Annotated in this window: 11 protein-coding genes; 5 read left to right on the top strand and 6 right to left on the bottom strand. The window is 39.0% G+C overall.

The window, feature by feature from the left end; genetic code table 11:
• Positions 1 to 51 precede the first annotated feature (51 nt).
• Complete coding sequence (locus BCU68_RS12210; protein ID WP_102565024.1) at positions 52 to 1,188, top strand: flagellin; 1,137 nt, start codon at positions 52 to 54, stop codon at positions 1,186 to 1,188.
• A gap of 369 nt (positions 1,189 to 1,557) precedes the next feature.
• On the opposite strand, the gene crr is transcribed toward BCU68_RS12210, so the two are convergent.
• The 5 genes from crr to cysZ form a co-directional block, all read right to left on the bottom strand.
• Positions 1,558 to 2,067: a PTS glucose transporter subunit IIA gene (gene crr / locus BCU68_RS12205; RefSeq protein WP_102565023.1), complete on the bottom strand. Its 510-nt coding sequence runs from the start codon at positions 2,065 to 2,067 to the stop codon at positions 1,558 to 1,560.
• Between the two features lie 39 nt (positions 2,068 to 2,106).
• Positions 2,107 to 3,834, bottom strand: a complete 1,728-nt coding sequence (ptsI, locus tag BCU68_RS12200; RefSeq protein ID WP_102565022.1) for a phosphoenolpyruvate-protein phosphotransferase PtsI — start codon at positions 3,832 to 3,834, stop codon at positions 2,107 to 2,109.
• A 135-nt stretch (positions 3,835 to 3,969) separates the two neighbouring features.
• Positions 3,970 to 4,227, bottom strand: coding sequence for an HPr family phosphocarrier protein (locus BCU68_RS12195; protein WP_102565021.1), 258 nt, complete (start codon positions 4,225 to 4,227; stop codon positions 3,970 to 3,972).
• A gap of 296 nt (positions 4,228 to 4,523) precedes the next feature.
• Positions 4,524 to 5,492 (bottom strand): cysteine synthase A, encoded by a 969-nt coding sequence (gene cysK, locus BCU68_RS12190; protein WP_102565020.1) that lies wholly within the window; start codon positions 5,490 to 5,492, stop codon positions 4,524 to 4,526.
• Positions 5,493 to 5,634: 142 nt separating this feature from the next.
• On the bottom strand, positions 5,635 to 6,381 hold the full coding sequence (cysZ, locus tag BCU68_RS12185; protein ID WP_102565019.1) for a sulfate transporter CysZ: 747 nt from the start codon (positions 6,379 to 6,381) through the stop codon (positions 5,635 to 5,637).
• Between the two features lie 248 nt (positions 6,382 to 6,629).
• Between cysZ and zipA the strand changes: the two genes are divergently transcribed.
• From zipA to BCU68_RS12165, 4 genes are all read left to right on the top strand, one after another.
• The gene (gene zipA, locus BCU68_RS12180; protein WP_102565018.1) at positions 6,630 to 7,574 is read left to right on the top strand and encodes a cell division protein ZipA; all 945 of its coding nucleotides are present in this window, start codon (positions 6,630 to 6,632) and stop codon (positions 7,572 to 7,574) included.
• Positions 7,575 to 7,680: 106 nt separating this feature from the next.
• Complete coding sequence (locus tag BCU68_RS12175; RefSeq protein ID WP_102565017.1) at positions 7,681 to 9,627, top strand: BRCT domain-containing protein; 1,947 nt, start codon at positions 7,681 to 7,683, stop codon at positions 9,625 to 9,627.
• A 575-nt stretch (positions 9,628 to 10,202) separates the two neighbouring features.
• The gene (locus BCU68_RS12170) at positions 10,203 to 11,210 is read left to right on the top strand and encodes a porin (protein ID WP_102565016.1); all 1,008 of its coding nucleotides are present in this window, start codon (positions 10,203 to 10,205) and stop codon (positions 11,208 to 11,210) included.
• 76 nt (positions 11,211 to 11,286) lie between these two features.
• Positions 11,287 to 12,105, top strand: a complete 819-nt coding sequence (locus BCU68_RS12165) for a hypothetical protein (RefSeq protein ID WP_102565015.1) — start codon at positions 11,287 to 11,289, stop codon at positions 12,103 to 12,105.
• A 56-nt stretch (positions 12,106 to 12,161) separates the two neighbouring features.
• On the opposite strand, the gene BCU68_RS12160 is transcribed toward BCU68_RS12165, so the two are convergent.
• Positions 12,162 to 12,350 (bottom strand): hypothetical protein, encoded by a 189-nt coding sequence (locus BCU68_RS12160; protein ID WP_102565014.1) that lies wholly within the window; start codon positions 12,348 to 12,350, stop codon positions 12,162 to 12,164.
• Positions 12,351 to 12,500: the final 150 nt, after the last annotated feature.

Genomic DNA, 12,500 nt, shown 5'->3' with positions numbered 1-12,500 from the left:
AAGCTGACCACTTCGCATATAGATTGTGTGGACTCGACAGGAGAGCAAGCAATGGCTGTAAATGTTAATACCAATGTCTCAGCAATGACGGCGCAACGTTACTTAAATAAAGCATCGAATGACTTAACTACATCAATGGAACGTTTGTCTTCTGGGCATAAAATTAACAGTGCAAAAGATGATGCTGCAGGTTTGCAGATATCCAATCGCTTAACGACTCAGTCACGTGGTCTTGACGTTGCTATGCGCAATGCCAATGATGGTATTTCGATTGCTCAAACGGCTGAAGGGGCAATGAATGAGTCAACTAACATCTTGCAAAGGGTCCGTGATTTAGCCATTCAATCGTCTAATGGTAGTAATACAGATGCTGAACGTAATGCGATTAATGAAGAATCAACAGCACTGCAGGCTGAACTAAACCGTATCGCTGAAACTACATCATTTGGTGGCCGTCGTTTATTGAATGGATCATTTGGTGAGGCTTCTTTCCAAATTGGCTCAAACTCTGGTGAAGCGATGATTATGGCATTAACAAGTATTCGTGCCGATGATAGCCGTATGGGTGGGACAACATTTACTGGCTCTCAAGGTAAAGACATAAACTGGCAGGTGCCAGAGTCAGGTAATGACCTAAAGTTTGACTTTCAAACTCAAGATGGTGAACTCGTTAGTATCGATCTCACGCTTAAATCAGGTGATGATATTGAACAAGTAGCGACATACCTCAATGGGCAATCAGACATGATTAGCGCTTCAGTCGGTGATAACGGTGAACTACAAGTATTTGTATCAGATAAAGATTTGTCTGGTTCAATGTCAATTACTGGCAACATGGCAACAGAATTAGGATTAACCAATACAGGTGTACTGACCACAGTTCAAGATATTGATTTAACCTCAGTAGCTGGCTCGCAAAATGCAATAAGTATAGTGGATTCAGCATTGAAATATGTCGATTCACAACGTGCAGATTTAGGGGCGAAACAGAACCGTTTAAGCCATAGTATTAATAACTTAGCAAACATCCAAGAGAATGTTGAGGCATCAAATAGCCGCATTAGAGATACCGATTTTGCTAAAGAAACAACACAAATGACAAAAGCACAAATTTTACAGCAGGCAGGGACATCAATTCTTGCTCAAGCTAAACAGTTGCCGAACTCTGCATTAACGTTATTGCAGTAGTCGCTAGGATTTCTTATTTACTATGTTCAGACGTGAGCGCGTGAATAAGAATGACTTGGCAATGCATAATTTTTATTGAATGAAAAGCTCTCTCATCTCTCACCTGCTGCTCATTTTTACAAAAATTATGTATGGTTCATCAGTAATGTGATCATTTCTCTTGATCTCCACATAGGCGCTGATGACCAAAAAATGAGCCCCAGTTCTCTCAAAGGAAAAGGGGCTTTTTCTTTTCTGTTACTTTCATATCAATGATTATTCCAATTATTTGTAAGCTGATACCAGTCATAACCCATTACATCAAAATTCAGGCATAAAAAAACGCCACCTATAAAGGCAGCGTCATTTTGTAGCTAATAATCGAGGTGATTATTTAGTTACTTTGATTACTGGGTTTTCACCAACAACAACAGAACCAGAAAGCTTATTAAGCTCTTTGATTTCATCCATGTTAGAGATAACAACAGGTGTTAGTGTTGATTTAGCTTTCTCTTCTAGAAGTGCTAGATCAAAAGTAATCACAGTCTCACCAGCTTTTACAGTTTGACCTTCTTCAGCTACACGAGTAAAGCCTTCACCTTTCAGCTCTACAGTATCAATACCGAAGTGAACGAAAAGCTCAATACCATCGTCAGACTCGATAGAGAAAGCGTGATTAGTTTCGAAGATTTTACCGATTGTACCATTTACCGGTGCAACCATTTTATTGCCAGTTGGCTTGATCGCGACACCATCACCAACAATTTTTTCAGCAAATACGACATCTGGCACATCTTCAATGTTCACAATCTCGCCTGAAAGAGGTGCGATGATCTCAATAGCACCAGCTTTAGTGCTGTCATCAGATACTAATTTCTTTAATTTATCAAACAAACCCATGTTGCTCTCCTAAGAATATTTTGAAATCAACTAATTATATTAGTTATTAGTCTTTTCTGCGATGAATTTCTCTACACAAGCTTCAATTTCTGCAGCCGTTGGTAAAGATAGTGCTTCAGTCGCCATTGCTTGTACTTCAGCGAAGTTAGAGTTACGAATAACTTTCTTCACTGTTGGGATTGAGATGCCACTCATTGAGAATTCATCTAAGCCCATACCAAGTAGGAGTAGGGTAGCACGTTCGTCGCCTGCAAGCTCACCACACATACCAGTCCATTTGCCTTCTTTGTGAGATGCGTCAATGACTTGCTTAATAACAGTCAATACAGCTGGTGAAAGTGGGTTGTAAAGATGAGAAATCATCTCATTACCACGATCTACTGCTAATGTGTATTGAGTTAAATCATTTGTGCCGATAGAGAAGAAGCTCACTTCTTTAGCTAAATGATGAGCAATCGCTGCTGCAGCTGGTGTTTCAACCATCACACCGATTTCGATGTTTTCATCGAATGCTAAACCTTCAGCGCGCAATTCAACTTTATATTCTTCGATCGCTTTTTTCAGTTCGCGAATTTCTTCTACTGAAATGATCATTGGGAACATGATACGCAGTTTGCCATGTGCAGATGCACGTAAAATACCACGTAATTGGTCACGTAGAATTTCACGACGATCTAAACTGATACGTACAGCACGCCAGCCCAAGAATGGATTCATTTCTTGTGGCAGATCCATGTAAGGAAGATCTTTATCACCACCGATATCCATAGTACGGATAATGACAGATTGACCTTGCATCGCCTCTGCGACTTCTTTATAAGCTACATACTGCTCTTCTTCAGTAGGTAGTGCAGTACGGTCCATGAATAGGAATTCAGTACGGTAAAGTCCGACGCCTTCACCACCGTTGCGGATAATGCCATCACAATCTTTTACTGTACCGATATTACCGCATACTTCGATGTGGTGACCATCTAGCGTTACTGCTGGTAAATCTTTTAATTTTGCTAGCTCTTCTTTATCTGCTAGGAATTTAGCTTGAGTCGCTTTTGCTTCGCTTAGTTCAGATTCAGAAGGGTTGATGATGATTTTGTTATTCATAGCATCAAGAATTAACATGTCACCATTTTTAACTTGCTTAGTGATGTCATTTGTACCAACGATCGCTGGCAATTCAAGTGAACGAGCCATGATAGAAGTATGAGAAGTACGACCGCCAATATCACAAGCAAAACCTAGCACGTAATCTAAGTTGATTTGTGCAGTTTCAGATGGTGTTAAATCGTAAGCGACAAGGATCACTTCATCAGAAATGTCAGCTAACGATACAATATTGATGCCTAATGCATTTTTTACAAAGCGCGTGCCAATATCACGGATATCAGTTGCACGCTCTTTTAGGTATTCATCATCAAGAGATTCTAGTGCACAAGCTTGCTCTTCAATAACAGTATGAATAGCCGTTGCACAGTGCATTTTGTCATCTTTGATAAGCGTTAAGATTTCTTCTTCTAGCTCTTCATCTTCCAGCAACATGATGTGGCCTTCAAAGATAGCTTCTTTCTCTTCACCAAAGGTTTCAAGTGCTTTCTGTTTAACAATTTCAAGTTGCTTAGATGACTTATTACGAGCGTCAAAGAAACATTGAATTTCACTTTCAATTTGCTCATCAGTGATAGATTGAGTATTTAGAACGATATCATCTTCTTGAAGTAGTAGTGCTTTACCGATAGCAATACCAGGAGATGCTAGGATGCCTGAAATCATAGCTTTACCTTAAGGTTGGTCAACTGTAACGAAATAGATATAAGTTGAATAATGAATTGAATTCGCGTCACTATGGAATAGTTGAAATAAAGCCACTTTAAATTACTAAAGTGGCTCTCATTCAGAGAAGCGAGATTAGTGTAGCTCATCCATTAGAGCAACTAAGTGGTCAACAGCTTGTTGAGCTTGAGGACCTTCAGCTGAAATAGTTACAAGAGTCCCTTTAACTAAGCCAAGAGTTTGTAGTTTGAAAAGGCTTTTCGCGCTAGCGCTTTTACCGTTAGAAGTTACTTTGATGTCTGCATCAAATGATTTAGCTTCTTTAACAAACTGTGCCGCTGGGCGAGTGTGAAGACCGTTTTCTGCTGTGATTTCTACTTGCTTCTCGAACATGTGATATACCCCGATAAATTTTTATTAGTAAGATTATTAATCAATTCAGCCTAACGACTTTGAGCATAGTACGTGAATACCGTATTACTCAAGTGCTAATCCTTACCTTGATTTGAACTTTTCCAACTGCATGACTTTACGTTTAATCATGCAATTTCGAGAAAGTCGGTTTTATTGCTTCTTTATTTTGAAGCTAAAAATAAAACAATAGTGATATTACCAAAGGTGAAGCTCGGGTCAACAAAAAAGCCCCTATAAGGAGCTTTTTTTGAACTAAATATTGATTTGATCACATATTACTGCAGGTTTTCTTTCTCAGTGAACAGCCCTGCAAATAGTGCAGTACTTAAGTAACGCTCACCAGAGCTAGGCAATATGGTAACTATTGTTTTTCCTTTAAATTCAGGTAGTTGTGATATTCTATTGGCTGCTACAACTGCTGCTCCAGATGATATACCAGCTAAAATACCTTCTTCTGCCATTAGACGCTGTGCCATTTCAATCGCTTCTTCAGAAGTAACGGCTTCAACACGATCTATAAGTGATAAATCTAAGTTACCAGGAATGAAACCAGCACCAATGCCTTGGATCTTGTGTGGAGCAGGCTGAATTTCATCACCAGCAAGAGCTTGTGCAATGACTGGTGACTCAGCAGGTTCTACTGCTACAGAGGTAATGGCTTTGCCTTTTTCTGTTTTAATAAATCGGCTTGTACCTGTTAATGTACCGCCTGTACCGACACCAGCAATGAAGACATCAATTTCGCCATCTGTTGCTTCCCAAATTTCAGGTCCAGTCGTTTTTTCATGGATCTGAGGGTTTGCAGGGTTGTTAAACTGTTGAAGAAGTAGAAATTTCTCAGGGTCACTGGCGACAATTTCTTCTGCTTTATTGATTGCGCCTTTCATTCCCTTAGCTGCTTCAGTTAATACTAGGTTGGCACCAAGAGCTTTAAGCAGCTTACGACGCTCAAGACTCATTGACTCAGGCATTGTTAAAGTGAGTTTGTAGCCACGAGCTGCAGCAACAAAGGCCAAAGCAACACCCGTATTACCACTTGTTGGCTCTACGAGTTCAATTTCTTTATGTAGCGTGCCTGCTTTTTCTGCTTCCCATATCATGTTTGCACCAATACGGCATTTAACGCTAAAGCTAGGGTTACGGGCTTCAACTTTCGCTAATACATTACCGTTACTTACTTTATTGAGTCTAACTAGGGGAGTGTTGCCAATCGTTAGTGAGTTATCTTCGTAAATCTTGCTCATAATGTTCGTTCCTTCATGACACATGTCTGGGTGCTGATTGCACTATTAATGAATACACAAAAATAATAAATGCTAATGAATGAGAGGAAAAGGATTAAAAAGTTATAACTTATAGAGTTAGTTATCTTTTTAGTTTTAAGTATCATTGGTTTTGGCTTTTAAACTCGAAGACCCACATTGCTGTAGCGCCACATACTGCAATAGGCATTACAAATAAGTTAACAATAGGGATGCTGGTAAAAAAGGTCACTAAAGCACCGAATCCATAAGCTTTGCGCTGTTTTTGTTTTAACTGCACTCTCATATCATTAAATGCGATCTTATGGTTATCAAATGGGTAATCACAATATTGAATCGCCAAAATCCATGCGGTAAATACAAACCATAAAATAGGTCCGATGGTTTGCCCAAGAGCAGGAATAAGAAGTAAAAGAAAGAGACCAAATGCTTTTGGTAAGATATAGACAAGTTTGCGCCACTCTCTCGCTAAGATCCTTGGTGTATCTTTGACTAAAGCGAAGATGTTCTCATCATTAATGGGCTGACCAGAAAGCTTCACTTCGACTTTTTCTGCCAGTAATCCATTTAAGGGTGCGGCGATAAAGTTTGCTAGCGTACTAAAGAAATAGGAAAAAGTGGCCAAAATGGTAATAGCAAGTAATGGCCACAAAAGGTAACTTAGCCAGGTTAGAAAGTCAGGTAGGTAACCCATCCAACCAGTAATCCAAGCATCCAAGTGTGAAAACAAATAAAAAAGGGCCCCACCAACAAGAATTATATTCAATAAAAGGGGTAATAATACGTACTTTCTTATCCCAGGTTGCATGGCTAATTCAAGCCCATAAAAAAAATATCCAAAGCCACTTCTTTGTTTATCTAATATATTCATATGTCTATATCGCCTTGTTGGAGGTACGTTCTCGTGTATTTTACCTAGTTGAGATGAAAATCGTGGTGAAAATCACAGCATATAAGGAACTTATCACATTAAGTTGTTCTAAAATGGCATAGAGATTTGCTACAGTAGTAAAATAAGCCGAATTAACCCACCTTGGTTGTATTCGTTGTAAGCATAATTGTCCCAACGAGACGAGACAATATTTTTAAATGGTTATATCAAGAAGCTGAGAGTAAAAAATGCCGGAATTGCGAATAATACTCATTGTTGTTGGCGCTTTAGCGATCGCCGCATTGTTATTTCATGGTCTATGGACGAGTAAAAAAGACGGGAAAGCGAAGTTTGCTGATAAGCCATTTAGTAAATTAAGTACAGATGAAGGTGAGCCTGATCCTCAATTCGCATCTAATGCCGCTTCAGTAGAAAGTACAGAACCGGTAAAGAAGCAGCGTAAAGAACCCGATTTTGGCGTACAAGATCGCTCTTTTTCCGATCCATTAGTTGATGGGATGGATAAAGATCCCCTATTGGATCCGTCTAATGATGATTTACCTTCATTTAGTGTCAATGACAGTATAGTGACAGAAAATCACCAGTCTTCTGAATCTTCAAACTCAGTTAAGAGTGAAGATCACCTTCAAAGTGATCCTTTTGATGCGGCAAAAGTGGATTCAATAGTGGCAGAAGCAACTTTACCTGAGATGGAGGTTCAAGCAACAGAATCCATCGAACCGTTATCTGCCGAGCCTTTAGTCACTGAACCAGAGATGCAAGTGCTAGTGCTAAACGTGCACTGTTCAGGTCATGATGAATTTATTGGTAGTCAGTTATTTGCTAGTATGACACGCAATGGTTTAACTTATGGTGATATGGATATTTTCCATTGTCATGTTGGTCCTGAAGGAACCGGTAAGATAGTCTTTAGTGTGGCTAATATGATGCAGCCAGGTACATTAGCTCATACCGATCCAGCTCAGTTTTCAACAAAAGGTATTTCATTCTTTATGACATTACCTTGCTATGGTGATGCTGAGCAAAACTTCAACCTAATGTTGACGACGGCGCAACAGATTGCCGATGATATGAGTGGTAATGTTCTCGATGATGCGCGTAATTTACTAACGCCCGATCGCCTGGCTGCTTATCGTCGTCAAGTTCAAGACTTTAATCAAGTAAATCAATAACAACGCTTCTAACAAGTGACATTGATGGCAAAAAGGCTCCTACAGGGGGCCTTTTTTCGTATCGAGTAGAGTGCGGTAAACAAAAATAATGTATATGGTATGAATAATGAGCAAATTTGAGTTTAACAATGACCAACTATCTATCATCAATGAGTTAGACGTTGATATTGATGCAAATAAACTAGAAACGATAATTATCGATAACACTTTTAATCAAGTAAGTACCAATGAGCAGTTGTCTTTCTTAATTGCAGTTAACGCTTGTTATCGTTCGGGCTTTCCTGTTATCGATGATTCTCAATATGATGAATACAGCAAAGTATTCGCCACAAATAATCCAGATCATGATTTTGTGACTTCTGTTGAATCAGAGGTAATGAATTTAGGTAAAACCGTCTCTTTACCGCAAAAAATGCTGTCGACAGATAAAGCCTATTCGAAAGAAGAGATTAAAAAATGGTTAGATAGAATTCTTAAAGCAGCTCGCGAGTTAAGTTTAGAAAGCAAAGATATTGATATTCGAGTGACTCCAAAGCTAGATGGCTATGCTGCTTTTGATGATGGTACTAAGCTTTACACGCGCGGTGATGGTGTGAAGGGGCAGGATGTATCGAGAGCCTTTGAGCGTGGTCTTAGTGTAGCTAATGGCGGTGAGCGTGGCTTAGGTGCTGGTGAGATTGTTATTGAGAAAGCCTATTTCGAAGAAAAATTAAGTCAGCAGTTTGAAAACTCACGCAACATACAAGCGGCGATTATTGCAGAAAAAAATGTTGATCCTCAAGTACAACAGGCAATTGATGACGGCGCTTGTGTTTTCTACCCATTTAGCCTAATTGAGAACTGGACAGGTCATCATGAGACTCTAATGGCGAGTTTTGAGAGTATTATTGATAAAATCTGGAATGCCGTTGGCTATGATGTCGATGGTGTGATTTTAGAAGTCACCGATTCGCGTATCAAAGAGTATATGGGGGCGACAAGAAAGTTCCATCGCTGGCAAATTGCATTCAAAATCAATGAAGAAGCGGCGGAAGTTGAAGTATTAAGTGTTACGCCACAAACTTCAAGAACGGGAAGAGTCTCTCCTGTTGCGGAATTAGTGCCAACCAAGATAAGCGGTGCAACAATCAGTCGAGTGACCGTACATCATTATAATATGGTGAAAACGAATGGGGTTGGTAAAGGGGCGATTGTGCAGATCGTTCGCAGTGGTTTAGTGATACCTAAAATTGAAAAAGTCACTAAAGCGGTTGAGCCACAATTACCAAGCTGCTGCCCTAGTTGCCAGTCAGAGTTGATTTGGGAATCGGATCACTTAATTTGTCCAAATAAGAGTGACTGCCCTGCTCAAACAGAAAATACTTTAATTCATTTTTTTAAAACTTTAGGCAATAACGATGGTTTTGGCCCTAAGGTGATTGAGAAACTGAGTAACTACGGCATTAAACATATCCATGAAATATATGCATTGAAAGTACATCAATTTGCCGGTCATGGCTTTGGAGAAAAAACCTCTAAAAACCTGTCCGATCAACTGCAGGCTAGTCGTGAAGTTGCTGTTGAAGACTGGCGTTTCTTATCCGCATTTGGTGTGAGCCGCTTAGGTGGCGGTAATTGTGAAAAGCTTTTACAGCACTACGCTTTAACGGAATTATTTGCACTTTCAGCTGAAGAGATTGTGAAGCTAGACGGTTTTGCTCAATTAAGTGCAGAAGCGGTAGTGAAAGGGCTAGCCAATATAAAAGATGAGTTCTTTAAAGTTTATGAGCTTGGCTTTAACTTAAATGTCACTCCTAAAGCGTCTGAGCAAGAGGAAGGTTCTTCGCCTATCGCTGGAACCATCATTGTCTTTACCGGCACTATGTTGCAAGGCTCTCGCGGTGATATGGAGAAGCAAGCGAAATATTTGGGTGCAAAAGTAGCAAAATCAGTAACGGGCAAAACGACTTATCTGGTTGCTGGGGCTAAAGTAGGTGCAACCAAAATTAAAAGCGCACAAGAGAAGGGCGTAAGTGTGCTATCAGAGCAAGAGTATTTAGATTTAATCTCATAATAATTGGGTTAAATTTAGGGTTAGAAATTAACAAAGAGTCCGAAAGGGCTCTTTTTTTTAGGTTTTTTCAGGTAGAAAAACAACAGACAGTTGATTCTGATGTAAATGAGCTATTACAAAGAAGACTTTATTTTATGAGATAATTTAAATAGCGTATTAAGTCGTTGGTTATCGATTTTTGTCACAAATGTGCTGGTGAATATGTGGATTGCTATTTTTTAGCTATTTTTATAATGCTGAGTTAAAGTTTTGATTTTAATAGTTTTTATTTTTACTTTCACTTGTAATCATAAAAGTTTGACTTAAATCACTGTGTTGATAAAAGTTTGTACTAGATCATATTTTTTTAGATGAAAATTAACTTATGTTTGATTTTTTTCGTCACGAAGTTAGTCTGTTGTTAACGGATGCTTTGGGTGTGTACTGGAAATGTTAACCCATGCTCTGGTTAAGTTTAGGTTAGAGGCATAACTTAACTTTATTTAGGACTATGTGCTTTGCTTTCGGCGGCCACTTGAAGCGAAGTACATAAATAAAAAGCAGCTATTTAATTTTTATTTTTAGGAGTTTTATCCATGGAAAAAATGATCAAACGTACACTTCTTGGTGCTTCAATTGCACTAGCATCAGCAGGTGTAATGGCACAAGGTGCAGAATCTTCTCAAGTTGGTATTGTCTCTGACTTTAATGTCCAAGCCTATGGTGTTGCAGCTATTTCTATCTTCAATCAAGAAGATGGTAATGGTTATGATTACGAAAATGAATCGCGTATTGGTTTTCGTGCAAGCAAAGATATGTTTGATAATTTTAATGTATTTATGCAGATCGAATCTGGCTATGTTGGGGAAGATGGTAGCGGTTCAACATTAGGTGCCCGTGATACTTTCGTTGGCATGCAGGGTGACTGGGGTAAAGTACGTTTTGGTCGCATGCTGACACCACTATATGAAATTGTTGATTGGCCATATTCAAACCCAGGTCTAGGTCGTGTGTTTGACTGGGGTGGCGATGTTCTAGCTAATTATGATCGTAAGGGAGATATGGCTCGTTATGATTCACCAGTATTTAGCGGTTTCTCATTTAACCTATCAGTAGGTCGTGGCGACACTGGTACTAAAGGTTCAAATCACATCGGCGCAGCTGCTCACTATAACCTAAATGATATTGTGACTTTCCATGCTGGTTATGAGCTAAATGATAAAATAAATGGTAATGATGTAGATGCATCAGCCTATATTGTTGGTTTTGAATTACCATTGCCAGCAGGATTTGGCTTAGCTGGTGCTTATAAGTATGCTGATGGAATGGATAAAGCAACAGATAGCGATAACGCTGAACAAGGTTCATATTCAATTATTGCTCAATACTGGAACGGTCCTTGGGGTGTGAAAGTTGGTTATGCAACGAATGAAGACTCTGAGGTTGCCGGTGTTAAGCAAGATAACAGCGATGAAGTTATCTCAGGTCAGCTAATGTACGTTTACAATGGTTTTGTACCTTATATCCGTATTGGTCAGCATGATGCTTACAATGCAGATGATAAACTAATGTTTACTCGTGTTGGTATCGAATACGGCTTCTAATTTAAAGTTTTAATTGCCTTTCTTTGTTATGTGCGCCAGCCTATGTGCTGGCGTTTTTTCTAAAGGGATCAAGAAAATGAATGTAGTAAAAAGTTTATTCATAGCATCGACAGTTCTTACCGCTGTTGGTTGTAGTACCTTGGATAGCTCAAGTGATTTTTCAGATGCTGTGCAGAGTATAAAAGAGAGAAGTAATTATGTAGAAGTGAAAGCGAAACCCATTACACCAATGATGAAGGCAAGAGTGGGAGCTGATCTTGTTCGTTCAGAGCTTAGCTATGTTGCTATGCAAGCCAAAAATGAAACCCAGCTATCTAAGTCTTCCCATATTGATATGTCAGTCAGTTTTTTTAAGAGCTATGACTTATTCCACTCAGTGATTATTCATGGCGAAACTGTCAAGATACAGAGCTTACGTCCAACCTCTGAAACTTGTACTGAGCATTGCACTGTCACTCAGTGGTTTACTTTCCCATTTTCAGCATCTTCGCTTGATCAGTTTCAAGGAAGTAATGTCCAATTGTTACTTACTTCGGGCAAGAAAAACATAATAGAAGTTGAAGTGCCTAAAGCTTATTTTTCGGCAATTGAAAATGAAGCAAGCAGTTTAGTGGCTAAAAATGACACAGTGAAACAACAGGGTTATGGCTTCATTCATAACAGTGTTGATAGTACGTTAGATGCAACAAAAAATATTGAAATGACCCAGTACTGGTATAACCAATCGTCAGTCCAAGAAAAAGAGCAATTCACACAATATGTCTTTGATAATCGTAAAGGTGTGACTTCTGATCTGACAAGTGACTCACAAGCGTTAACTATGATGAGTTACTGGTATTTAGAGGCATCGGCTGATGAGCGAACGGCTATTTTACAATGGCTGATTAAACAGTAATTGAGCTCTGCCCCGTGTCAATAACATCACATGGGGCGACTACTTAGCTCTCGTTTTTAATGACTCACGTGACCATTACTGTGTTTACAAATCAGTGCTGGAATATATTTTTTACTTCCATCTGGCAGCATACACTCGACATTCGGTCCAGTCGCTGAACTGCCCGCACCACTTCCATTCATTGTAGATGCATAAACACCACTAGAAAATAAAATAACCGTTAACAAGCTTATTAATAGTTTCATGATTTACCCTCTTACCTTATAAAAAATAAGCATGTTAATTAACATACTTGTCATTAAGTATGTATTGAGACCTTAAAAGATCAAAAAAACATTCAAAATAAGTTTATTTTTTTAATTAATTTAGAGGTAAAAATAACGCATTGAATTTAC

It is taken from the genome of Vibrio sp. 10N.286.49.B3, from assembly GCF_002873395.1.
Taxonomy (GTDB): domain Bacteria; phylum Pseudomonadota; class Gammaproteobacteria; order Enterobacterales; family Vibrionaceae; genus Vibrio.
The sequence above is the reverse complement of the archived record's forward strand: the minus strand, read 5'-3'. Positions and strand labels throughout refer to the sequence as shown.